The sequence below is a fragment of the Streptomyces sp. NPDC098789 genome (assembly GCF_044759975.1).
In the GTDB taxonomy this organism is placed as follows: domain Bacteria; phylum Actinomycetota; class Actinomycetes; order Streptomycetales; family Streptomycetaceae; genus Streptomyces.
Map to the genome: position 1 here is coordinate 39,216 of NZ_JBIWAJ010000018.1, position 23,512 is coordinate 62,727.

The 23,512-nt window shown below is 71.4% G+C and carries 14 protein-coding genes; 4 read left to right on the forward strand and 10 right to left on the reverse strand.

The annotated features are described in order from the left end of the window. Nucleotides 1-11: 11 nt before the first annotated feature. A complete protein-coding gene (locus ACIQWR_RS30735) occupies nt 12-1,364 on the reverse strand; it encodes a pitrilysin family protein (protein WP_354381424.1) in 1,353 nt (450 codons plus the stop codon). 186 nt (nt 1,365-1,550) lie between these two features. On the opposite strand from ACIQWR_RS30735, the gene ACIQWR_RS30740 reads away from it, so the two are divergent. Then, complete coding sequence (locus tag ACIQWR_RS30740; RefSeq protein ID WP_404016191.1) at nt 1,551-4,010, forward strand: DNA topoisomerase (ATP-hydrolyzing) subunit A; 2,460 nt, start codon at nt 1,551-1,553, stop codon at nt 4,008-4,010. 42 nt (nt 4,011-4,052) lie between these two features. On the opposite strand, the gene ACIQWR_RS30745 is transcribed toward ACIQWR_RS30740, so the two are convergent. Further along, nucleotides 4,053-5,165 carry a CobW family GTP-binding protein gene (locus ACIQWR_RS30745; protein ID WP_404016194.1) on the reverse strand — a complete coding sequence of 371 codons (1,113 nt, stop codon included), beginning with the start codon at nt 5,163-5,165 and terminating at the stop codon, nt 4,053-4,055. Between the two features lie 24 nt (nt 5,166-5,189). Further along, on the reverse strand, nt 5,190-6,392 hold the full coding sequence (locus ACIQWR_RS30750) for a citrate synthase (protein WP_404016196.1): 1,203 nt from the start codon (nt 6,390-6,392) through the stop codon (nt 5,190-5,192). Between the two features lie 70 nt (nt 6,393-6,462). Here ACIQWR_RS30750 and ACIQWR_RS30755 point away from each other — a divergent pair, with 70 nt between their 5' ends. Next, entirely contained in the window at nt 6,463-7,725 is a 1,263-nt protein-coding gene (locus ACIQWR_RS30755) for a citrate synthase (protein ID WP_404016199.1), read from the forward strand. A gap of 86 nt (nt 7,726-7,811) precedes the next feature. Here the strand turns inward: ACIQWR_RS30755 and ACIQWR_RS30760 are convergent, their stop codons facing one another. From ACIQWR_RS30760 to ACIQWR_RS30790, 7 genes are all read right to left on the reverse strand, one after another. Beyond that, on the reverse strand, nt 7,812-10,274 hold the full coding sequence (locus tag ACIQWR_RS30760; RefSeq protein WP_404016202.1) for a discoidin domain-containing protein: 2,463 nt from the start codon (nt 10,272-10,274) through the stop codon (nt 7,812-7,814). Nucleotides 10,275-10,368: 94 nt separating this feature from the next. Then, a complete protein-coding gene (locus ACIQWR_RS30765) occupies nt 10,369-11,973 on the reverse strand; it encodes a glycoside hydrolase family 13 protein (RefSeq protein ID WP_404016205.1) in 1,605 nt (534 codons plus the stop codon). A 38-nt stretch (nt 11,974-12,011) separates the two neighbouring features. Continuing rightward, on the reverse strand, nt 12,012-12,887 hold the full coding sequence (locus ACIQWR_RS30770) for a carbohydrate ABC transporter permease (protein ID WP_399261760.1): 876 nt from the start codon (nt 12,885-12,887) through the stop codon (nt 12,012-12,014). Nucleotides 12,888-12,978: 91 nt separating this feature from the next. Then, the gene (locus tag ACIQWR_RS30775; RefSeq protein ID WP_404016207.1) at nt 12,979-13,884 is read right to left on the reverse strand and encodes a carbohydrate ABC transporter permease; all 906 of its coding nucleotides are present in this window, start codon (nt 13,882-13,884) and stop codon (nt 12,979-12,981) included. Between the two features lie 90 nt (nt 13,885-13,974). Continuing rightward, a complete protein-coding gene (locus ACIQWR_RS30780; protein ID WP_404016210.1) occupies nt 13,975-15,378 on the reverse strand; it encodes an ABC transporter substrate-binding protein in 1,404 nt (467 codons plus the stop codon). Between the two features lie 214 nt (nt 15,379-15,592). Continuing rightward, the gene (locus tag ACIQWR_RS30785; protein ID WP_385778233.1) at nt 15,593-16,603 is read right to left on the reverse strand and encodes a LacI family DNA-binding transcriptional regulator; all 1,011 of its coding nucleotides are present in this window, start codon (nt 16,601-16,603) and stop codon (nt 15,593-15,595) included. A 67-nt stretch (nt 16,604-16,670) separates the two neighbouring features. Further along, nucleotides 16,671-20,957 (reverse strand): discoidin domain-containing protein, encoded by a 4,287-nt coding sequence (locus ACIQWR_RS30790; protein ID WP_404016213.1) that lies wholly within the window; start codon nt 20,955-20,957, stop codon nt 16,671-16,673. Between the two features lie 215 nt (nt 20,958-21,172). Between ACIQWR_RS30790 and ACIQWR_RS30795 the strand changes: the two genes are divergently transcribed. Beyond that, nucleotides 21,173-22,804, forward strand: a complete 1,632-nt coding sequence (locus tag ACIQWR_RS30795) for an ATP-binding protein (RefSeq protein WP_404016216.1) — start codon at nt 21,173-21,175, stop codon at nt 22,802-22,804. Continuing rightward, entirely contained in the window at nt 22,801-23,511 is a 711-nt protein-coding gene (locus ACIQWR_RS30800) for a response regulator (RefSeq protein ID WP_404016219.1), read from the forward strand. Before ACIQWR_RS30795 ends, ACIQWR_RS30800 begins: the two co-directional genes overlap by 4 nt. Nucleotide 23,512: the final 1 nt, after the last annotated feature.

Genomic DNA, 23,512 nt, shown 5'->3' on the forward strand with positions numbered 1-23,512 from the left:
TGCGGTGTCGCTCACTGCTCCGCCCCTTCGGTCTCGTCGTTCTCGGCGGCTTCCTCGGCGTCTTCGGCCGCGAGCGGCTCGTAGACGAGCACCGCGCGGTTGTCCGGGCGCAGTCGGGCCGCGGCCACGGCCTGCACCTCCTCGGCGGTGATGTCGAGGACGCGGCCGACGGCGGTGAGCGCCAGCTGCGGGTCGCCGAAGAGCACCGCGAAGCGGCACAGTTCGTCGGCGCGGCCGGCCACCGTGCTCAGCCGGTCCAGCCATTCGCGCTCCAGCTGGGCCTGCGCGCGCTCCATCTCCTCGGCCGTCGGGCCCTCGGCGGCGAACCGCGCGAGCTCCTCGTCGACGGCGGCCTCGATGTCGGGCACCTCGACCCCGCCGGAGGTCTTGACGTCCAGCCAGCCGAGCGAGGGGGCGCCGGCCAGGCGCAGCATGCCGAATCCGGCCGCCACGGCGCTCTGGTCGCGGCGGACCAGGCGGTTGTGCAGCCGGGAGGACTCGCCGCCGCCCAGGATGGTCAGGGCCACGTCGGCCGCGTCGCAGTCGCGGGTGCCGTCGTGCGGGAGGCGGTAGGCGGCCATCAGCGCGCGGGCCGGGACCTGCTCGACGATCTCCTCGCGCAGCTGGCCGCCCATGGTGTCGGGCAGCGAGCCGTCGCGCGGCGGCTGCTTGCCGTCGTGCGCGGGGATGGTGCCGAAGTACTTCTCGACCCAGGCCAGCGTCTGCTCGGGGTCGATGTCCCCGACGACCGACAGCACCGCGTTGTTGGGCGCGTAGTAGGTGCGGAAGAAGGTCCGCGCGTCCTCCAGGGAGGCCGCGTCCAGGTCGGCCATCGAGCCGATCGGGGTGTGGTGGTACGGGTGGCCCTCGGGGTAGGCGAGCGCGGTCAGCCGCTCGAACGCCGTGCCGTAGGGGACGTTGTCGTAGCGCTGGCGGCGCTCGTTCTTGACGACGTCGCGCTGGTTCTCCATCGACTCGTCGTCCAGGGCGGCCAGCAGCGAGCCCATCCGGTCCGCCTCCAGCCACAGCGCGAGTTCGAGCTGGTGGGTCGGCATCGTCTCGAAATAGTTGGTGCGCTCGAAGCTGGTGGTGCCGTTGAGCGAACCGCCCGCGCCCTGCACCAGCTCGAAGTGGCCGTTCCCGGACACGCTCTTCGAACCCTGGAACATCAGGTGCTCGAAGAGGTGAGCCAGCCCGGTGCGGCCCTTGACTTCGTGGCGCGAACCGACGTCGTACCAGAGGCAGACCGCGGCGACCGGGGTCAGGTGGTCCTCGGAGAGCACCACGCGCAGGCCGTTGGCCAGGCGGTGCTCGGTCGCTGTCAGGCCGCCGGAGCCGGCCTGAGCTGTGGCCGTGTGACCCATGGGCATGTGGTCCCTTCGATCGCGATGTAGAGAATTCCGTCAGACCTGTCACTGTATGCAAGCGCGTCGGCCCCTGGAGAAGTTCCCGGGTCACTCCTGGGTCGGAGTCGGCGTTGTCGGAGCCTCGGGCCACAATGGTCCGCGTCAGACACAGCACCCATCACATGGTTAAGGAGCCGCGCAGCGATGGCCCGCCGCAGCACGAAGACCCCGCCGCCGGAGGATTTCGAGGAGAAGATCCTCGACATCGACGTCGTCGACGAAATGCAGGGCTCCTTCCTCGAGTACGCGTACTCGGTGATCTACTCCCGCGCCCTGCCCGACGCCCGGGACGGCATGAAGCCGGTACACCGCCGCATCGTGTACCAGATGAACGAGATGGGCCTGCGCCCCGATCGCGGGTACGTGAAGTGCGCCCGCGTCGTCGGCGAGGTGATGGGCAAGCTCCACCCGCACGGTGACGCGTCGATCTACGACGCCCTCGTGCGCATGGCCCAGCCCTTCTCGATGCGCCTGCCGCTGGTCGACGGCCACGGCAACTTCGGTTCCCTCGGCAACGACGACCCGCCCGCCGCCATGCGGTACACCGAGTCCAAGATGGCCGACGCCGCCTCGCTCATGACGGAGTCGATCGACGAGGACACCGTCGACTTCACCCCGAACTACGACGGCCAGGAACGCGAACCGGCGGTACTGCCCGCCGCGTACCCGAACCTGCTGGTCAACGGCGCGTCCGGGATCGCGGTGGGCATGGCCACCAACATGCCCCCGCACAACGTGGGCGAGGTCATCGCCGCCGCCCGGCACCTGATCCGCTACCCGGAGGCGGACCTGGAGGCGCTGATGCGCTTCGTCCCGGGTCCGGACCTGCCGACCGGCGGCCGGATCGTGGGCCTGTCCGGCATCAAGGACGCCTACGAGAACGGGCGCGGCACCTTCCGGATCCGCGCGACGGTCTCCGTGGACAACGTGACGGCCCGCCGCAAGGGCCTGGTCGTCACGGAACTGCCCTTCTCGGTCGGCCCCGAGAAGGTCATCGCGAAGATCAAGGACCTGGTCGGTTCGAAGAAGCTCCAGGGCATCGCCGATGTGAAGGACCTCACGGACCGCTCGCACGGCCTGCGCCTGGTCATCGAGATCAAGAACGGCTTCCACCCCGAGGCCGTGCTGGAGCAGCTGTACAAGCTGACGCCGATGGAGGAGTCCTTCGGCATCAACAACGTCGCGCTGGTGGACGGTCAGCCGCTCACCCTCGGCCTCAAGGAACTGCTGGAGGTCTACCTCGACCACCGCTTCGAGGTCGTGCGCCGGCGCAGCGAGTTCCGCCGCACCAAGCGGCGCGACCGGCTGCACCTCGTCGAGGGCCTGCTGGTGGCCCTCATCGACATCGACGAGGTCATCCGGCTCATCCGCGACAGCGAGAACTCGGCGCAGGCCAAGGCCCGACTGATCGAGCGGTTCTCGCTGAGCGAGATCCAGACGCAGTACATCCTGGACACCCCGCTGCGCAGGCTCACCAAGTTCGACCGGCTGGAGCTGGAGAGCGAGCAGGACCGCCTCAACGGCGAGATCGACGAGCTGACCGGGATCCTGGATTCGGACACCGAGCTGCGCAAGCTGGTCTCCAACGAACTGGCGGCGGTCGCGAAGAAGTTCGGCACCGAGCGGCGCACGGTGCTGCTGGAGTCGGCGGGCTCGGCGGTCACGGCGGTTCCGCTGGAGGTCGCGGACGACCCGTGCCGGGTGCTGCTGTCCTCGACGGGCCTGCTCGCCCGCACGGCCAACGGCGACCCGACGGCGGTCGCCGAGGAGGGCGCGGCCCGTTCCAAGCACGACCTGATCGTCTCGCAGGTCGCGGCGACCGCACGGGCCGACGTGGGCGTGGTCACCTCGTCCGGGCGGCTGCTCCGGCTCGCGGTGATCGACCTGCCGCAGCTGCCGGACACGCACGCGGCGCCGAACCTGGCGGGCGGTGCCCCGGTCGCGGAGTTCCTCTCCGGGCTGGAGGCCGACGAGAGCGTGATCTGCCTGACCTCGCTGGACGAGTCCTCGCAGGGCCTGGCCCTGGGCACCGAACAGGGCGTGGTCAAGCGGGTCGTGCCGGACTACCCGGCCAACAAGGACGAGCTGGAGGTCATCACCCTCAAGGAGGGCGACCGGATCGTCGGCGCGGTCGAGCTGCGCACGGGCGAGGAGGACCTGGTCTTCATCACCGACGACGCCCAACTGCTGCGGTACCCGGCGGGGCAGGTCCGTCCGCAGGGCCGCCCGGCGGGCGGCATGGCGGGCATCAAGCTCTCCGACAACGCCAAGGTGATCCACTTCTCGGCGGTGGACCCCGCCGCCGAGGGCGTGGTGTTCACGGTGGCCGGTTCGCACGGCACCCTGGACGATTCGGTGACGTCGGGCAAGCTCACCCCCTTCGACCAGTACCCGCGCAAGGGCCGCGCCACCGGTGGTGTGCGCTGCCAGCGGTTCCTCAAGGGCGAGGACGTGCTGGTGCTGGCCTGGGCGGGCGGCAGCCCGGCCCGGGCGGCGGGGGCCAACGGCGCTCCGGCCGCGCTGCCGGAGCCGGACCCGCGCCGCGACGGCTCGGGCACCCCGCTGCCGGCGTCGGTGAGCGCGCTGGCCGGAGCGGTGCTGTAGCGGCGCCGTAGTCGTGCCTCGGCGGCGGTCCGCCCGATCGGGTCAGCCGGTCGGGTCGGCCGCGTCCTGGCGGACGTAGCGCAGGACGCCCCACATGCTGTCGGCGGGGGCGTCCTGCGGGGCGCTCTCGCGGCAGGCCTCCAGCCCGCTCAGCAGGGCGGGGCCGTCGGTGCCGGAGCCGATGAGGACGAGCTGGGTGCGCCGGGGTTCGGCGCGGGCCCAGGGCAGCGGGGCGAAGCTCAGGAACCGGCCGACGGCGTGGACCTCGTACTTCTCCTCGTGGCCCGGTACGCCGAAGTGGACGAAGCCCTTGATCCGGTAGAGGCCTGCGGGGCGGGCGTCGAGGAAGTCGATGAACCGGCGGGGCGAGAGCGCGTCGTCGGTGACGAACTCGGTCGTCTCGTAGTGCGTGTGCGTGTGCGCGCAGTGGTCGCCGTGCTCGCCATCCTCGCCGTGCTCGTCCGCCGCCCGGCCGAGCAGGTCCTCGAAGGAGAGCTGACCGCGCGTCTCGGTCCAGGGGCGGCGGTCGAAGAGCAGCTCGGGGTCGATCCGGCCGTGGTCGGCCGCGACCAGCGGGATCCCCGGGCAGAGCCCGCCGAGCACGGACTCGATCCGGGCGCGCTCGGCGGCGTCGACCCGGTCGGTCTTGTTGAGCACCACGAGGTCGGCGACGGCGAGGTGGCGGTCGGTCTCCGGGTGGCGCCGGCGCGTCGCGTCGAACTCCGCGGCGTCCACCACCTCGACCATGCCGCCGTAGCGGACGTCCGGGTTCTCCCCGGCCACCAGCATCCGGATCAGCTCCTGCGGCTCGGCCAGGCCGCTCGCCTCGATGACGATCACGTCGATCCGGTGGGCGGGATCGGCGAGCTTGGCGAGGTACGCGTCCAGCTCGCTGCCGTCCACCGCGCAGCACAGGCAGCCCCCGCCGAGGGACACCATCGAGTCGCCGACCTGCCCGGCGACCGACATCGCGTCGATCTCGATGGAGCCGAAGTCGTTGACGACCACCCCGATCCGGGTACCCCCGCGGTGCGCGAGGAGGTGGTTGAGCAGGGTGGTCTTGCCGGATCCGAGGAATCCGGCGAGGACGACGACGGGGATGGGCCGCCCGGTCCGCCGGGGCCGGCGGCTCTGCTGGGTCTCGCTGGTGCTCATCCGGTCGATGGTAGGGCGTGCGCGTCAGTCGAGCGGGGGCACCGGCTGCGGCGGGGTCGGTCCGACGTAGCGGGCGGCGGGCCGGATGATCTTCGAGTCGGCCGCCTGTTCCAGCACGTTCGCGCTCCAGCCGACCACGCGCGCGGCGCAGAAGGTGGGGGTGAACATCTCGCGCGGCAGGCCGCACAGTTCCATGACCACGCCGGCGTAGAACTCGACGTTGGTGTGGAGCTCGCGGCCGGGCTTCAGCTCCGCGAGGATCTCCTCGACGTGCCGCTCGACCTCGACGGCGAAGTCGACGAGCGGGCCGCCGAACTGCCGGGCGATCTCGCGCAGCATCCGCGAACGCGGGTCCTCCGTGCGGTAGACGGGGTGGCCGAAGCCCATGATCCGCTCCCCCGCCAGGACCCGTTCGCGGATCCACGGGTCGATCCGGTCGGCCGTGCCGATCGCGTCGAGCGTGTCGAGGGCGCGGCTGGGGGCGCCGCCGTGCAGCGGGCCGGAGAGGGCGCCGATGGCACCTGTCAGGCAGGCCACGACGTCGGCGCCGGTGGAGGCGATGACGCGGGCGGTGAAGGTCGAGGCGTTGAAGCCGTGGTCGACGGTGGAGATCAGGTACCGCTCGACCGCCCGGGCCCGGACCGGATCGGGCTCCTCTCCCGTCAGCATGTAGAGGTAGTTGGCGGCGTACGGGAGGTCGTCGCGCGGTTCCACCGGCTCCCGCCCCTGCCCGAGCCGGTGCAGCGCCGTGAGCAGGGTGGGTACGGCCGCGCAGGCGACCAGCGCGTCGGCGGCCCGGCGCTCGGGGCTGAGGTCGTACACCGGGCGCAGGCCCGCGGACGCGCCGAGCAGGGAGAGCGCGGTGCGCAGGCCCGCGAGGGGGCCGGAGAGCGCGGTGGCCCGGGCGAGGGCGGGCAGTGCGTCCCGGACGTCGGCGGGGAGGTGGCGCAGCGGGGCGAGTTCGGCGGTGAAGGCGGCGCGCTCGGCGGCGTCCGGCAGGGCGCCGCGGAACATCAGGTGCCAGACGTCCTCGAAGGTGCGGCTCGTGGCGAGGTCGACGGCGGAGTACTGGCGGTAGTGGTAGAAGCCCTCGCGGCCCCGGACGTCACCGAGGGTGGTGTCGGTGACGACGACCCCGGCGAGGCCGCGGGGTACCTGGGGTACCTCGGCGAGGGTGGCCGCGGCCGCGGTGGCGGCTCCTGCGGCAGTGCTGACGTTGGTGTCCATGGATCGACCATCCATGATGGATCCAATCACTGTCAATATTGATCGGATCAATATATGTAGGCTGGGATCCATGGATCACGAAGCTCCCGACGCGCACCGGGGCGAAGAGCGACGGCTCACCACCCGGCAGGCCGCCGAGCTGCTCGGGGTGAAACCCGCGACGGTGTACGCGTACGTCAGCCGCGGCCAGCTCACCAGCCGTCGCGACCCGGTGGGCCGCGGCAGCAGCTTCGCCGCGCAGGAGGTCGAGGAGTTGGCGCGCCGCACCCGCCGCGAGGCGGCGCTCCCCCAGGCCACCGCCGGCGGCGAACTCGCCGTCCGCACCGCCATCACCCTGATCGAGGACGACCGCTACTGGTACCGCGGCGTCGACGCCACCGAGCTGGCCGCCCGGCACTCCTACGAGGAGGTCGCCGAGTGGCTCTGGACCGGCGTCCTGCACCACGGGGTCCGGTTCGAGGCCCCGGCGCCGATGCTGGCCGCCGCACGGCGGACCGTGGCGGCCCTGCCGGAGCACAGCGGTCCGCTGGACCGGCTGCGGGTGGCGACGGCGGCCGCCGCCGTGGCGGACCCCCTGCGCTTCGACCTCTCCGAGGAGGCCGTGCTCGGCTCGGCCCGCTGCCTGATCCCGACGCTCGTCGGCGCCCTGCCGGTGGTCGGGCGGGCGCACCGCGGGACCGGCCCGCTCGCCTGGCAGCTGTGGAGCAGGCTGACCGCGCGGGAGGCCGATCCGGTGGCGCTGGACGTGCTCGATCTGGCGCTGGCCCTGCTCATCGACCACGACCTGGCCGCCTCGACCCTGGCGGTGCGGGTGGCCGCCTCGGCGCGGGCCCACCCGTACGCGGCGGTTTCGGCGGGGCTCGGGGCGCTCGAAGGCCCGCTGCACGGGGCGGCCGGGCGGCTCGCGCACCGGATGCTGGTGGAGGTGGTCGAGCGGGGCGGGGCCGCGCCCGTCGTGGCCGACCACCTGCGCGCCGGCCGGCGGGTGCCGGGGCTCGGGCACCGGCTCTACCGGGGTGAGGACCCGCGGGCCACGGCGCTGTTCGCCCGGCTGGAGACGTTGCCGCAGGCCGGACCGGCCCTGGCGGCCGCCCGGGACGTGGTCGCCACGACGGCGGCCCGCCGCCCGGGCCTGCACGCGAACGTGGACCTGGCGCTGGCCGCCCTGACGGTGTCCTGCGGAATGCCGGCGGAGGCCGGGGAGAGCGTGTTCGCGGTGGCCCGCACGGCCGGCTGGATCGCGCACGCGCTGGAGGAGTACCAGGAGCGACCGCTGCGGATGCGACCGAGCGGGCTGTACCACGGGCCCCGCCCGCCACGGCCGATGCCGTGACGGGCGGGGCGCGGTGCGGGGCGGGGCGCGGTGCAGAGGCCGGTGCGGGGCCCGGTGAGGGGCCCGGTGCGCCGCGCGCGTCGGCGTCAGCCCGTGTAGGCCTCGAACTCGCTGATCTGACCGGCCGGCCAGCCGGTGTTGCCGGTGACCGTCACCCGCAGCCGGCGCAGGTCGGCGCCCGCGGGCAGGCTGATGGTCACCTGGTTCCCCGAGGCCGGGTCGAAGCGGTAGTCCCGCGCGCCCACCAGGGTGGTGAAGGCCGTCCCGTCGGCGCTGCCGAGCACCGCCACGGTCTGGGTACGGGCCCCCCAGGCGGCGGGCGGCGGCAGCTTGAGCACGACGCGCCGGACCTGCGCGGGGGCCGCGAGGTCGGCGGTCAGTGACTGCGGGAATGCGTTGTTGGCGCTCTCCCAGTAGCTGCCGGGGTCGCCGTCGACGGCCTTGGCCGCGTCGTAGACCTGGGTGTGCGAGGTCTCGGCCACCGGGCTCCCCCGCAGCAGGTTGCGCGTCGGGTCCGCGGTGGGCGTGGGCGTCGGAGTGGGCGTCGGGGTCGGCGTGGGAGTCGGGGTCGGCGTCGGCGTGGGGCTAGGAGTAGGGGTAGGGGCCGTCGGGGTCGGCGTGGGCGTCGGGTCCGGTCCCGGCTGGTCGTTGGCGGGCGGGAAGGGCCCGCAGTAGGTGCTCGGCAGCTTCCCGTTCCAGCCGGAGTTCCCCGCGCCCTGGGTGAGCTTCAACTGCGCGCCCAGGCAGCTGTAGACGGGCTCGCCGAAGCCGATCCGGGTGGCCCTGACGTTGGTCATGGACAGCTCGGCCGGGTCGTTGAACTGGAGCGCGAACGTCCCCGTCCCGTCGATGTTCACGTTGTCGAGGCGGACGCCCTTGGTGGTGCCGGACACGAAGTGGACCGCCGCGTAGGAGCTGTCCAGGAGGTCGCTGTCGGTCACGTTGATCGTGGCCTTGTCGATGGAGCTGTTGCGGCTGTCGAACCAGAGCGCGCCGATCGGGAAGTTCCACCCGTAGTCGGTGTTGCCGGTCCTGATCAGGGTGTTGCGGGCCAGCGTGAAGGTCCCCCGGACATCGGTGCCCTGCCCCGCGGTGACCCCGGGGTAGCGGTTGCCGACGTGCAGCCCGCCGCCGTTGGACAGGGTCTCGGCGGCCACGTTGTCGGTGACGCTGATGTCCTTGCCGCCGTAGACCGCGATGTTGTTGGCCAGGATCGGGGCCACCACGGTGTTGTGGCTGAAGGAGTTCCCGACGTTCGCCACGGTGTCGGCCCACATGGCCAGCCCGTCGTCGCCGGTGTTGCGCAGGAAGGTGTTCTCCACCGAGGAACGGGTGACGCCCCAGTGGAAGTTCACCCCGTCCGCGCTCTGGTCGAGGATCCGGCTGTTCCTGATGTGGAAGTTGTCCATCGGACCGTCCATCCAGGCCCCGACCTTGGTCCGCTGCATCCAGACGTTGTCGACCACGGAGTCCGTCATCGCCCCGCCGATGGCGTTGACCTGGTCGTCGTCGATGCGGTCGGCGATCTCGCCGATGATCGCGAAGTCCTTGAGCGTGACGCCGCGGCTGGGGCCGTTGTCCTCGTACGGGCGTATCTGACCGCCGTACCCGCCGCCGCGCACGTACTTGCCGTAGATGCCGGCGGCGCGGGACCGGTCGGTGGCGCTGCGGCCGGTGAGGACGGAGTACCAGGGGCCGGCGCCGCGCAGCGTCACCTTGTCCACGACCACGTGGTCGGTGAGCTTGAAGGTGCCCTGGGGGATCCACACCTCCTTCGACTGGGCCGCTCCGGCGTCCACCGCCTGCTGGAACGCGGCCGTGGAATCGGCCGATCCGCCCGCGTCGGCCCCGAAGTCGGTCACCGAGAGCGAGCCCGCGGGCCGGGCCGTCGGCTCGGCGACCTGCTCGAAGTCGGCGAGGTCGACCACCGCCCAGGGGGTGGCCGCGGTCTGTGCCAGCGTGAGCCGGACCTTGGCGCCCGCGGGGAGGGTCCGGCCGAAGAGGGTCCGGGTCTCCTCGTAGAAGTGGTGTGGCTTCTCGCCGGGTTGGTTGGTGAAGGGATAACTGCCGTAGTACCAGCTGTACTTCGAGGTGAAGTCGAGGTCCTTGAGCCTGGTCCCGTCCAGCTTCAGTTCCACGGGGGCCGTGATGCCCGTACCGGCCGCGTTGTCCGGGACGGAGTAGCGGACGTTCATCGCGTTGGCGGGCCTGGTCAGGGTGAACTCGACGTACTCCCCCGCCGCGTCCAGACGGACCGCGCTGCGGCCGGAGGCCTCGGCGGGCAGGGTCGTGTAGGTGCGGTCGGGGCCGATCACCGAGCCGTTGGTGGCGGCCCGCTCCGCCTCCTGCTCGGTGAAGGGGACGGTGGCCCCGCGCCCCTGGACGTCCAGGGGCGACAGGGCGGCGGGAGTGGCCGCCGCGGCCGGGGCGGCGGACGTGAGGACCGGCAGGGCGGCGGTCGCGGCGAGGGCCGCGGTGGCCAGGGCGGCGATGAGGGCGGCGCTCACCGGCCGGGCCCGCGGTGGGGTCGTGCGGCTCGTGGGGCTCATGTCGGGGACCTCTCCCTGGTCGGGGACGTGCAGGGGCGGCTACGAGGAGGTGCGGGGGCGTGGGGCCGGTGGTACCGGCGGTCCGGCCGCGGCGTCAGGTCCGCAGCCAGACCGCCGTGTCCTGCGGGAGCAGCCCGGCTCGGTCCAAGGGGCCGCTGCCCAGCAGGAGTTCGGTGTGGCCGGGCAGGGGCACCGGCGCGTCGGACAGGTTGACCGCGCAGACCAGGCCGTCGGGGCGGGCGAAGGCCAGCACCCCTTCCGGCGCGGGCAGCCAGCGCATCGAGCCCGCCCCGAAGCCGCGCGCGGCCCGGCGCAGGCCGAGGGCCCGCCGGTAGAGGCTGAGCATCGACTCCGGGTCGCCGGCCTGCCGGTCCGCGGCGTACGTCGCCCAGTGCTCCGGCTGCGGCAGCCACGGGGTCCGCCAGGGTTCGGCGGACCAGGGCAGCGGCACCCGGCAGCCGTCCCGGCCGGGGTCGCGGCCCCCGGAGCGGAAGTGCATGGGGTCCTGGATCCGGTCGAGCGGGACGTCGGCTTCCGGCAGCCCGAGCTCCTCGCCCTGGTAGACGTAGACCGCGCCCGGCAGGGCCAGGGTCAGCAGCGCCGCCGCGCGCGCCCGCCGGGTACCGAGGGCCAGGTCGGTGGGGGTGCCGAAGACCTTGGCGGCGAAGTCGAAACCGGTGTCGTGGCGCCCGTAGCGCGTCACCGTGCGGGTCACGTCGTGGTTGCAGAGCACCCAGGTGGCGGGGGCGCCGACCGGCGCGTGTTCGGCGAGGGTCTCCTCGATCGACTTCCGCAGCCGCGCCGCGGCCCAGGGGCAGCTGAGGAAGGAGAAGTTGAAGGCGGTGTGCAGCTCGTCGGGGCGCAGGTAGCGGGCGAAGCGCTCGGAGTCCGGCAGCCAGACCTCGCCGACGAAGATCGCACCGAACTCGTCGGCGATGGCGCGCCAGGAGCGGTAGATGTCGTGCAGCTCGTCCCGGTCGATGTAGGGGTGGGTCTCGCCGGGCCAGGGCTCACCGGGGCGGCCGGCCAGGTCGGGCAGGTCCGGGTCCTTGGCGAGGAGGGCCGCGGAGTCGATCCGTACGCCCGCCACACCGCGTTCGAACCAGAAGCGCAGGACGTCCTCGTGCTCGCGGCGGACGGCGGGGTGGGCCCAGTTGAGGTCGGGCTGCTCGGGCGTGAACAGGTGCAGGTACCACTCCCCGTCCGGTACCTGCGTCCAGGTCGCCCCGGCGAACTGCGAGGGCCAGTCGCCCGGGGGCAGTTCGCCGTGCTCGCCGCGGCCGGGCCGGAAGTGGAAGAGCTCGCGCTCCGGACTGCCGGGTCCGGCGGCGAGGGCGGCGCGGAACCACGCGTGCTGGTCGGACACGTGGTTCGGGACGATGTCGACGATGGTGCGGATGCCCAGGCCGGTGGCCTCGGCGATGAGCTTCTCCGCTTCGTCCAGGGTGCCGAAGGCGGGGTCGATGGCGCGGTAGTCGGCCACGTCGTAGCCGCCGTCGGCGAGCGGCGACAGGTACCAGGGCGTGAACCACAGCGCGTCGACACCCAGTTCGGCGAGGTAGGGCAGTTTGGCGCGGACGCCCGCGAGGTCGCCGGTGCCGTCCGCGTCGCCGTCGGCGAAGCTGCGCGGGTAGACCTGGTAGATCGCCGCGGTGCGCCACCAGTCGGCGGCGGCTGCGGGCAGGGGAAAGTCGGCCACGAGGGGTGGTCCTTTCGCACGGGGCGGGAGAAGGGTGGTCAGCCCTTGAGGGAGCCCGCCGTGAGGCCGCTCATGATGTTGCGCTGGAAGATCAGGAACACGATGAGCGTGGGCGCGGAAGCCATGGCGAGCGCCGCGATCAGGTGGTTCTCGGGCACGCCCGTCGACAGGGAGTAGATGCCGACGTTGAGCGTCTGCAGGGCCGGGTCCGGCAGGGTGAGCATCGGCCAGAGGAAGTCCTTCCATACGCCGACGATCGCGAAGATGGACACGACCCCGAGGATGGGCCGGGACATCGGCAGGACGACGGAGCGCAGGGTGCGCAGGGCGCTCGCCCCGTCGATGGAGGCCGCGTCGAGGATCTCTTGGGGGATCGAGTCGAAGAACCGCTTCAGCAGGAAGATGTTGAAGGCGTTCGTCACGGACGGCAGCCAGATCACCCAGGGCGTGTTGAGCAGGTTCCGCTGGATGAGGGGCATGTCCAGGACGGTCAGGTACTGCGGTACGACGAGCACGGTGGCCGGGATCATCAGGGTCGCCAGCATCATCCCGAGGACGGCCTTGCCGAAGACGGGGCGCAGCCGCGAGAGCGAGTAGGCGGCCGCGACGTCGAGGACGAGTTGGAAGGCCAGCGCGCCGAAGGCGTAGTAGAGGGTGTTGAAGAGCAGCTTGGCCAGGTCCATGACCTTCCAGGCGCTGGTGTAGTTGGCGGTGTGCAGGGAGCCGGGCACCAGGGTGGGCGGGACCTCGGCGAACTCCTCGGTGCTCTTGAGGCCGTTCGCGACCATCCAGTACAGGGGACCGAGGAAGACGAGGGTGAAGCCTACGACGACCAGGACGAGGACCGTCCAGTAGAGGACCTTGCCCCGGGTCCGGCCGAGTTGGGCCGGCGAGATCAGCGTGCGCTCTGCCATGTTTCGGGCTCCGGTCCGTTCTCGTCTCGGGTCAGTTCTCGGGTCGGTTCTCGCGTCGGTTTTCGGGTCGGTTCTCGCGTCGGTTCTCGCGTCAGTTCTCGTTGTCGCGGCTCAGCCGGACGTAGGCGGCGGAGAAGCCGGCGAGCAGGACGAGCAGGCACAGGCCGAGGGCCGCGGCGCCGCCGTACTGGTTGAAGTTGAAGGCGTACTGGTAGATGAGGACCACCACGGTCGTCGTCGACCCCTCGGGGCCGGCGCCGCCGGTGAGCAGGAACGGCTCCACGAAGACCTGCATGGTCGCGATGATCTGCATGAGCAGCATCAGCGAGAGGATGAGCTTGGTCTGCGGGATGGTGATGTGCCAGATCTTGCGGAGCAGCCCCGCGCCGTCGAGTTCGGCGGCCTCGTAGAGCTCGCCCGGGATGCCCTGGAGGGCGGCCAGGTAGATCAGGGTCGCACCGCCCATGTTCATCCAGGTGGCGGCGAGGACCACCGAGAGCATGGCGGTGTCGGTGGACTGGAGCCAGTCCTGGGCGGGGAGGTGGAGGAAGACCAGGATCCGGTTGAAGAGGCCGTATCCCGGGTCGTAGAAGTATTTGAACAGCAGGACCGAGGCGACCGGCGGCATCATCACCGGAAGGTAGACGAGCAGCCGCAAGAATCCCTGTGCGTGGCGGAATTCGTTGAGGACGACGGCGACGAGGAACGGGACCACGAAGCCGAGGATCAGTGCGAGCCCCGTGAACAGCAGGGTGTTGCGCCACGCCTGCCAGAAATTCGGGTCGTTGAAGACGTAGCGGAAATTGTCGAGGCCGGCCCAGTGGGTGACGCCGTTCTCGGTCTTCTGGAAGGCCAGGACGAACTCCCGGACCATCGGGTACCAGGAGAAGAAGGCGAAACAGAGGACGGCGCCGATCAGGAATCCGTGGGCGGAGACGTTCCGCTTGAATGCCCGGACGAAGGCCTCTCGGGATCCGGGCAGGGTGGGGGCCGACATCGCCGCTCCTTGGTGGGTCGCAGGGCTGAACACGGCGGGGCGGGGCGGGCGGGACCGGGCCGGGGAGGCGCCCCGGGCCCGCCCGGCGCCCTACTGGTTGGCCAGCACCTGGTTGACCGCCTTCTCGGCGTCGCCGAGCAGCTGTGCGGGGTCGGCGCCCTTGTTGGTGAGGACCCCCGACATCACCTTGTCGAGCACCTTGTAGACCTCTTGGGCCTTGGCGGGCTCGGCCTTCGGCGGCACCGGGTTGTCCAGGAAGGACTTGAAGTTGGCGACCGGCATCGTGGCGCTCGCCGCCTTCAGCGCGTCGCTCTGCTCCTTGGCGGCGCCGACGAAGAAGGCGGGCTGCGGCAGGCCGACCGGGAGGCCGTCGGCCTTGCTGCGCGCGAAGTCGAACTGGCCCTTGCCGACCGTGAGGGTCTTGAAGTTCAGCCAGGCGATCGCCGCCTTGACCTTGTCGGGCGAGCTGCCCTTCTTGATCATGTAGCTGTTGCCGCCGAAGAGCGTGGACGCGCCGCCGGGCAGCGGCCCCATCCCGAAGTTGTCGTACTTCGCGCCGAGCTGCTGGACCATGTACGTGATGTCGTCCGGGGCGGCGAGGAACATGCCGAGCTTGTCCGAGGCCATCTGCTTCTGCAGGTCACCCCACTTGAGCAGCTGGGTCTTGCCCATACTGTCGTCCTCCCAGCGCATCGCCTTGAGGTTCTCGACGATCTGGCGCCCGGTGGGGTTGTTGAAGGCGGCCTTGCCGTCGGCCCCGACGACGTCGCCGCCCATGCCGTACAGGGTCGCGGTGTAGTGCCAGCCGCCGGTGTTCTCCACGCTGTACTCGCCGAAGCCGGCGGTGCCGTTGCCCAGCGCCGCGATCTTCTTGGCGGCCGCGCGGACCTCGTCCCAGGTGCGCGGCGGGGTGTCGGGGTTGAGCCCGGCCTGGGTGAAGAGCTTGCGGTTGATCAGCAGGCCCATGGTGTAGTTGCTGGTCGGCAGGCCGTAGAGCTTGCCGTCCTGCTTCAGGACGTTCATGACGTTCTTGTCGATGGTGTCGAGGGCGGGGACCGACTTCGGCGTGACGTACGCCGAGATGTCCTCGGCCCCGCTGTTGTCGAGCACCTGCTTGAGGTCCGTGAAGTACGTGTAGAACACGTCCGGCTGGGACTTGGCCTTGAGCATCGCGGTGAACCGCGGGGGCTCCAGGCACTGGCCGGGGGTGGAACGGCCGTCGATCGTGACGTTCGGGTAGATCTTCTTGAACGCCTCGACGTCCTCCTTCCACTCCTTCAGCTCGGCCGCCTTCGCCGCGGGCGGCATGCAGTCGATGGTGAGGGTGACCTTGGTGTTCGGGTCGAGTGGCGCGGAGGCGTCGGCGGGGGCGCCGGGTGCCGTCTTGTCCGGCTTGCCGTCGCCGCTGCTGCTCGTACCGCAGGCCGCGAGGGCGGTGACGGCGAGCGCGGAGACGAGGGCTGCCGCGACGGTGCGGCGGGTGTTGCTTCTCATCGATGGACCCCTTCGAGCATCGAGCAGGAGTGCGTGGGGGCGAGCGCGGCACACTCAACCACCAGCCACAGATGAACGCAAGATCTCGCGCAGACTTCGTAATACATTGACAGGACAGACCGGATCGAGTGCGTCATCAGACGCAAAAAAAGGGCCCCCGTACGTCACGTGGACGTACGGGGGCCCTGTCGATCGGCGCCTGGAAGGGGTGACCCTAGTCGCGCGGAGCCTGGGCGGTGGAGCCGCGCACCACCAGTTCCGGCTCGAAGAGCAGCTCGCCGGGCTGGACGGCGGCGCCCTGGATCTGCGCCGTCAGCAGCTCCACGGCGGCCCGGCCCATGGCCTCGATGGGCTGGCGGACCGTGGTCAGCGGGGGTTCGGTGCAGTTCATGAAGGCCGAGTCGTCGTAGCCGACCACGGAGACCTGCCGGGGTACGTCCAGACCCCGCCGGCGGGCCGCCCGTACGGCCCCCAGGGCCAGCGGATCGCTCGCGCAGATGATCCCGGTGACCCCCCGGTCCAGCAGTCGGGAGGCGGCCGCGTGGCCGCCCTCCAGGGAGAACAGCGCCCGCTCGACGTGGGCCGCGGGCAGCTCGGTGTGCGCCGCCGCGGCGACGGCCTGGGCCGCGACGAGCTTGCGCAGCGAGGGCATGTGGTCGGGCGGCCCCAGCACCAGGCCGATCCGCTCGTGCCCCAGGGAGGCCAGGTGGCGCCAGGCCTGCTCGACCGCGACGGCGTCGTCGCAGGCCACGCAGGGGAAGCCGAGGTCCTCGATGGAGGCGTTGATGAGCACCACCGGGACCTTACGGTCGGACAGCAGCCGGTAGTGCTCGTGCGGGGCGTCGGCCTGGGCGAAGAGTCCGCCGGCGAAGACCACGCCGGAGACCTGCTGCTGGAGCAGCAGCTCGACGTAGTCCGCCTCGGAGACCCCGCCCGTGGTCTGGGTGCAGAGCACCGGGGTCAGGCCCTGCTGGGCCAGGGCTCCGCCGATCACCTCGGCGAAGGCCGGGAAGATGGGGTTCTGCAGTTCGGGCAGGACCAGGCCCACCAGCCGGGCGCGCTCGCCGCGCAGCTGGGTGGGCCGCTCGTAGCCGAGGACGTCGAGGGCCGTGAGCACGGACTGGCGGGTCGCGTCCGAGACGCCCGGCTTGCCGTTGAGCACCCGGCTGACCGTGGCTTCGCTGACTCCCACCTTCTTCGCTACCTGAGCAAGTCGTCGCGTCATGAGCGCAAGACTAGCGCAAGCGACGCAAGTCGCTTGCGCTAGTCTTCGGCCCTCTTGGCAGGGCCGTTTACGGCAGTTGGTTGATCTTCAACGTCGAGGTCGTGTTCCGCACGTCCACGGCGTTGTCGCTCGTCTTCAGGTTGTGGATCTCGACCTCACCGACCGCGGGACCCTGGCCCGCTTCCGGCATCTCGTTGGCCCAGAGCCCGAAGCCCGATTTGGCATCGTAGGCGTCGCCGCTCTTCTTGGCACCCGTGATGGTGATGTCCCGCAGGATCGTGTCCTTGATGGGATTGACCGGTTGGCCTCCGATGTACTGGGTCTGGAACATGATGCCGCTGTAGGTCGGATCGACGATGTCGACGTTGTTGATCCGGATCCCCTGGAACACCTTCGAGGCGGAGAAGATCCAGATTCCCGGGAAGGTCTGCGCTCCCCAGAAATGGCCGCCCGAGCGCAGGATCGAGATGTTCTCGAAAGTCGTCGGGTCGGTGCCGAATCCGTTCATCGGATACCCGAAGTCCAGCGAGCTGATCGTGATGCCCGAGTAGACCAGGGTGTCGGCGATGAGGATGTTGCGGAAGGTGTTGTTGAAGCCGCCGTAGACCGCGACTCCGGCCGCGCGCCAGGTCAGGAGCGTGGTCAGGTTCTCGTACACGTTGTTCTTCATGTCCGCGCCGCCCGCGTCGATCGCGGAGAAGAGCGCGAAGCTGTCGTCGCCCGTGGAGCGCGCCTCGTTGTTGGAGACGAGGTTGTCCGTGCTGCCGTTGGTCATGTTGATGCCGTCGGCGAAGGTGTCCCGGATCCGGGAGTTCTTGATCGTGATCCGGTCGGTGTTGGCGCCCCAGTAGAGGCACACCGTGTGCTCGTTCCAGACGTTGTCGATGGTGATGTCGGTGACGTTCGAGAAGTCGAAGACCTTGCCCGGGCCGTCGATCCGCGAGGTGTAGTTGCCGAAGTAGGCGAAGCCGGAGAAGGAGGATCCCTTGGCCGTGCCCTCCGCCCGCCAGCCGATGTCGGTGTTGTCCTGCGTGCTGGGGGCGTGGAAGCGGGTGAGCCAGGGGCCCGCGCCGACCACCTGCACGGCCTTGCCGTACACCTGGAACTTGCTGGCCGTGTCGTAGTCGCCGGGCGGCAGGTAGACGCCGACGAGCTTGCCGGTGGTGTCCATCCGGACCTTGTCCAGGGCGTTCTGCACGTCCTGGTGGCCGAATCCGGTCGGCACGGCGTACGCCGCCGGGTCCGGGTTGGGTATCGCCGTGGCCTGCTCCAGGCTGACGAAGTCGATGGCGTAGGTGGAGGTGTTGGCCGCGTCCTTCTGGAGGCGGATCTTGCTGCCCGCCGGAACGGTCTCGCCCAGCAGGACGTTGGCCTCGTCGTAGATGTGCCGCGGGGCGCCGGCGCCGGGCGAGTTCCCCGGGGAGGCCTCGGCGCCGTACAGCCAGGCGTACTTCGAGGTGAGCGGGAGGGCCTTCTTCAAGGTCCCGTTGACGTAGACGTCGATGGTGGCGTCGATGCCGCCGCCGCCCGGGGCGTCCGGGATGGAGAAGCGGGTGACCAGCGTGTTGGTGGCCGCCCGGGTGGTGAATTCGACGTACTCGCCCGTCGCGTCGAGGCTGACCGCCTTGCGGCCGGAGGCCTCGCCCGCGATGTCACCGATGGTGCGGTTCGGGCCGACCACGCTCGCCCCGCCGCCGACGACGCCGTCCTCGGCCTCGTAGGTGTCGAAGGGCAGGTTCGCCCCGCGGCCGACGAAGAAGGCCTTGGTGCTGGTGTTGTTGGCGCGCTTGACCGGCAGTTCGTTGGCGTCGTCGGCGAGCACCACCTTGACGGTGTACTTGCCGTTGGCCGCCGTCCAGCCGCCGAGGGCGACCGGGGCCGAGGAGGCGCCGGGCGCGAGGGCGCCGCTGAAGGAGCCGGTCAGGGTACGGACGGTGGCGCCGTTCGCGTCCTGCAGGGTGAGCGTGATGCCGTGCGACCCGGCGGCCGCCGCCACGGTGCCCTGGTTCTTCACGGTGACCGAGAAGTCGACGTTCTGGCCGACGGCCGGCGCGCTCGGGCTCCAGTTGACGGCCGCGGCCACCAGGTCGGAGCTGTCCACCGGCCGGATCACCAGCGGCGGGGCGGTGAAGGTGTTGTTCGTGTCGTTCTGCTCGATGACCGTGTTCGCCTCGTCGACGATCGCGCTCAGCGGGTAGCTGCCGGCGTCGCGCGGCCCGATGGAGGCGGTGACGTTCGCCTGCGCGCCCGCGGCCAGGGCCGGGACGTTGGCGGTGGCCGCCTTCGAGCCGCCCAACTGGAAGGTCACCGCGGTGGCGGCCGCCGCGGCCGGGCCGCTGTTCTTGACCGTGGCGGAGAGCGTCACCGGGTCCGACTCGACCGGCGCGGACGGGGTGGCGCCCAGCGCGGTGATCACCAGATCGGGGTTGGGCGCGGGGACGCCGATGACCTGGAACTCGGCGATCTGGCCGTTCCCGGCTCCGCTGTTGGCGGTGAAGCGCAGCTGTACGTCCGCCACGCGGGCGCTCAGCGCGATGGTGACGGTGTTGCCGGAGGCCGGGTCGAAGACGTAGTCCTTGGCGGCGACCAGGCTGGTGACGCCGGCGGCTCCCTGTTCGCGGCCGAGCACCTCGATGCGCTGGGTGCGGGCGCCCCAGCTGCTGCTGGGATTGACCTTCAGGACGAGCCGGTCCAGGTCCGCGTTGGCTCCGAGCTTGACCGTCAGGGTGCTCGGGTAGGCGCCGCCCGCGCCCTCCCAGTAGGTCGCGGTGTCGTTGTCGTTGGCGTTCTCCGCGACGAAGGCGTTGGTCACCGAGGAGCCGGCGATCTCCTTGCCGACGGCGAGGTTGGAACCGCCGCCCCCGGTGCCGTTGCGGGTGACGGAGTTGCTGTCGGCCGACCGGTTGCCCGCCGCGTCCTTGGCACGGACGAAGTAGGTCACGCTGGCGCTGGTCGGCTGGGCGTCGGTGTAGGTGGTGACGTTGCCCGCGACGGTGGTGCGCAGCGCGTTGTTCGCGTACACCTCGTAGCCGGTGACGCCGACGTTGTCGGTGGAGGCCTGCCAGCTGAGCTTGACCTGGCCGGCGGTGGGCTCGGTGAAGGCCAGGGAGCCCGGGGCCGTCGGCGCCTGCGTGTCCCCGGTGTCACCGGCGCGGGTCACGGTGTTGCTGTTCGGGGACTGGTTCCCGGCGGCGTCCTTGGCGCGGACGTAGTAGGTCACGCTCGCGCTGGTGGGCTGGGTGTCGGTGTAGGTGGTGACGTTGCCGGCCACGCTGGTGCGCAGCTGGTTGTTGGCGTAGACGTCGTAGCCGGTGACGCCGACGTTGTCGGTGGAGGCCTGCCAGCTGAGCTTGATCTGGCCGGTGGCGGGCTCGGTGTAGGCCAGTGCGGTGGGCGCGCTCGGCGCCTGGGTGTCCCCGGACTGGGGCCCGTAGACCTCCAGTTCGGAGAGCTGGGCGCCCGGTTGCACGCTGTTCAGCGAGATGAGGACCCGGAGGTAACGGGTGGTGGCGGCGTCGAAGGCGATGGTCACCGCGTTGCCGCCCGCCGCGCTGAAGTCGTAGGCCTTGGAGGCGGTCAGGTCGGTGAAGTCGGCGCCGTTGGCGCTGCCCTGGATCTTCAGGGTCTGGGTGCGGGGCCCCCAGTTCTCGGGCAGCCGCAGCACCACCCGGTCCACGCGCAGCGAGGCACCGAGGTCTGCCTGGAGCCACTGCGGCATCGCGTTGTTGACGCTCTCCCAGTAGCTGGCGCGGTTGCCGTCGTTGGCGTTGGAGGCGACGTAGGACTGCGTGTTGCTGCTCGCGGTCAGGGTCTTGCCCAGGGCCAGGTTGTCCGAGGACTCGCCGGGGGCCCGGACCTCCAGCTCGGCGAGCTGGGCGGCCGGCCAGCCCGTGTTGGCGGTGATCTCGATCCGGACGAACCGGGTCTGGGCGGCCGGGAAGCCGATGGTCACCGTGTTGCCGCTGCCCTGGCCGAAGGTGTAGGTGGCCGAGCCGACCAGCGTGTTGAAGCCGGTGCCGTCGGCGCTGCCCTGGACGGACAGGGTCTGGTTGCGGTTCTCCCAGCCCGCGGGGAGCTTCAGCACCACTTGATCGACGCGCGTGGTGGCACCGAGGTCGGTCTGCACCCATTGCGGGAAGGTGCTGCCGGCGCTCTCCCAGTACGTCGACTGATTGCCGTCCGTGATGGCGGCGGCCGTGAAGGAGCCGTTGGTACTGCTCGCGGATGCGGGCCTGCCCGCGGCGATGTTCGGACCGCCCGCGGCCGTGGCGGTCAGCGCCGGCCATCCCAGCATCAGCAGGGCCGTGCTGATCAGGGCGGCCAGGGCCCGCCATCTCCAGCTGTGCCTTCTCATACGTCCTCGTCCCTCGACATGAGTTTTCTGAACCAGGTGACATAGGAATTTGCGTACTGCGGTGCGAGAATTGCAGAGCCTTGGTCAGTCGTCTACCGCCACGACCACACTTTTCCTGCTGAAACACTTGCGCAAGCAGCACGCAAGCAGCGCAAGGAATTTGCGTGCCCCATGGAAATTCCTAAAAAGCGGAAGCCGCCCTACGGTTCGTACTCATGCGGTCCCACCTCACGAGCGCCACGGGCGCGACGAGCGCCCGGCGCTTCGGCCGCCCCCGACGGGCGGTCTCCCAGATCCTGCTGACCCAGCTGGCGATAGCCGCCGGGGTCGCCGTTCTGGCCACCGGCCTCTTCCTGGCGCCGCTCGGCTCCCAGCTCGACGACCAGGCCATGCGGCGCGCCCTGGCCATCGCGCAGAGCACCGCCGCCGACCCCGACCTGCCCACCGCCCTGCTGTCCGGCCCGGCCGCCCCGGAGGGTCGGGTCCAAGCCATCGCCGAGCGCGTCCGCCGCGCCACCGGAGCCGAGTACGTCGTCGTCGTGGACCTCCGGGGCATCCGCCGTTCCCACCCCAGCCCCGAGCTGATCGGGCTGCCCGTCTCGACCGACCCCACCGACGCGCTCGCCGGCCGCGAGGTCATGGAGATCGACGAGGGCACCCTCGGCCGATCCGCCCGCGGCAAGGTCCCGCTGCTCGCGACCGACGGCGAGATCGTCGGCGCCGTCTCCGTCGGCATCGCCTACGACAACGTCCGGGACCGGCTGGTCGGCGCCATTCCCGGCCTGCTCGCCTACGCCGGCGGCGCGCTGGCGGTGGGCGCCCTCGCCGCCTTCGTGCTCTCCCGCCGGATCCAGCGGCAGACCCGTGACCTGGCCTTCTCCGATATCGCCGGGCTGCTCGCCGAGCGCGAGGCGATGCTGCACTCCATCCGCGAGGGCGTCGTCGCCCTCGACCGGACGGGCCGCGTCCGGCTGGTCAACGACGAGGCCGCACGGCTGCTCGGCCTCGCCCCCGGCGCCCCGGACGCGGCCGGGCGCCCCCTGGAGGAGCTGCTCGGCCCCGGCCGGACCACCGACGTCCTGGCGGGCCGGGTCACCGGGCGCGACCTGCTCACCGTGCAGGGCTCCCGCGTCCTGCTCGCCAACCGCATGCCCACCGAGGACGGCGGCGCCGTCGCCACCCTGCGCGACCGCACCGAGGTGGAACACCTGGGCCGCGAGCTGGACTCCACCCGTGGCCTGATCGATGCCCTGCGCGCCCAGGACCACGAACACGCCAACCGGCTGCACACCCTCCTCGGCCTGCTCGAGCTGGGCCTGCACGAGGAGGCCTCTGAGTTCCTCACCGAGGTCGTCGGCGTGCACCGCAGCACCGCCGAGCAGGTCACCGAGAAGGTCCACGACCCCCTGCTCGCCGCCCTTCTGGTGGGCAAGGCCACCGTCGCCGCCGAACGCGGCGTCGCGCTGCGCCTCGCCCCCTCCACCCTCCTGCCCGACCGGCTCGTCGACCCCGGCGGCCTCGTCACCATCGTCGGCAACCTGGTCGACAACGCCCTGGACGCGGCGGTCGGCTCGGCCGATCCCCGGGTCGAGGTGGAACTGTGCGCCCGGGGCCGCACCGCCGTACTGCGGGTGCGCGACAGCGGCCCCGGGGTGCCCGCCGACCGGCGCGAGGAGATCTTCACCGAAGGCTGGTCCACGAAGCTGCCCAGCGGACACCGCGAGCGCGGGCTCGGGCTCGCGCTCGTACGCCGTCTCGCGCAGCGCCAGGGCGGCAGCGCGCGGGCCGGTGAGGCCCCGGACGGCGGGGCCGAATTCTCCGTCGAACTGCCGGAGGCCCTGCGATGAGCAGCTCCCCGCTCCAGGTCCTGGTCGTGGACGACGACCCCCGGGTGGCCCGGATCAACGCGGCCTACGTGGCCAAGGTGCCCGGCTTCGCGGTCGCGGGGCGGGCCCACTCGGCCGCCGAGGCGCTGGAGTTCATCACCGCCCGCCCACCGGACCGGCCGGTGGACCTGCTCCTACTGGACCACTACATGCCCGACGGCAGCGGGCTCGACCTGGTCGGATCGCTGCGCAGGCTCGGCCACCAGACCGATGTGATCATGGTGACGGCCGCCCGCGACCTCGTCACGGTCCAGGCCGCGATGCGCCTCGGCGCCCTCCAGTACCTGGTGAAACCGTTCACCTTCGCCGGGCTGCGCGCCAAGCTGGAGGCGTACGGGGCCCTGCGCCGCGCGCTGGGCGGGGGCGGCGAGGCCGAGCAGGCCGAGGTGGACCGCATCTTCGGCGCCCTGGCCGGGGCCGCCACGCCCAACGAGCTCCCCAAGGGCCACTCCCCCACCACCGCCGACCTGGTCCGCCAGGTCCTGCGGAGCGCCGACGGCCCCCTGTCGACCCAGCAGATCGCCGACCTGGCGGGCATCAGCCGCCAGACCGCGCAGCGCTACCTCAAGCTCCTCGAACGCAGCGACCGCGTCCGGCTCTCCCTGCGGTACGGGGAGACCGGCCGCCCAGAACACCGCTACACCTGGCTCCCGACCGCGCGCCCCTGAT

Coding starts and splice junctions, on each gene's coding strand:
- ACIQWR_RS30740 (WP_404016191.1), top strand. CDS start 1,551: ATGGCCCGCCGCAGCACGAAGACCCCGCCGCCGGAGGATTTCGAGGAG.
- ACIQWR_RS30795 (WP_404016216.1), top strand. CDS start 21,173: ATGCGGTCCCACCTCACGAGCGCCACGGGCGCGACGAGCGCCCGGCGC.
- ACIQWR_RS30785 (WP_385778233.1), bottom strand. CDS start 16,603: ATGACGCGACGACTTGCTCAGGTAGCGAAGAAGGTGGGAGTCAGCGAA.
- ACIQWR_RS30750 (WP_404016196.1), bottom strand. CDS start 6,392: ATGGACACCAACGTCAGCACTGCCGCAGGAGCCGCCACCGCGGCCGCG.
- ACIQWR_RS30780 (WP_404016210.1), bottom strand. CDS start 15,378: ATGAGAAGCAACACCCGCCGCACCGTCGCGGCAGCCCTCGTCTCCGCG.
- ACIQWR_RS30770 (WP_399261760.1), bottom strand. CDS start 12,887: ATGGCAGAGCGCACGCTGATCTCGCCGGCCCAACTCGGCCGGACCCGG.
- ACIQWR_RS30755 (WP_404016199.1), top strand. CDS start 6,463: ATGGATCACGAAGCTCCCGACGCGCACCGGGGCGAAGAGCGACGGCTC.
- ACIQWR_RS30760 (WP_404016202.1), bottom strand. CDS start 10,274: ATGAGCCCCACGAGCCGCACGACCCCACCGCGGGCCCGGCCGGTGAGC.
- ACIQWR_RS30800 (WP_404016219.1), top strand. CDS start 22,801: ATGAGCAGCTCCCCGCTCCAGGTCCTGGTCGTGGACGACGACCCCCGG.
- ACIQWR_RS30735 (WP_354381424.1), bottom strand. CDS start 1,364: ATGGGTCACACGGCCACAGCTCAGGCCGGCTCCGGCGGCCTGACAGCG.
- ACIQWR_RS30790 (WP_404016213.1), bottom strand. CDS start 20,957: ATGAGAAGGCACAGCTGGAGATGGCGGGCCCTGGCCGCCCTGATCAGC.
- ACIQWR_RS30775 (WP_404016207.1), bottom strand. CDS start 13,884: ATGTCGGCCCCCACCCTGCCCGGATCCCGAGAGGCCTTCGTCCGGGCA.
- ACIQWR_RS30745 (WP_404016194.1), bottom strand. CDS start 5,165: ATGAGCACCAGCGAGACCCAGCAGAGCCGCCGGCCCCGGCGGACCGGG.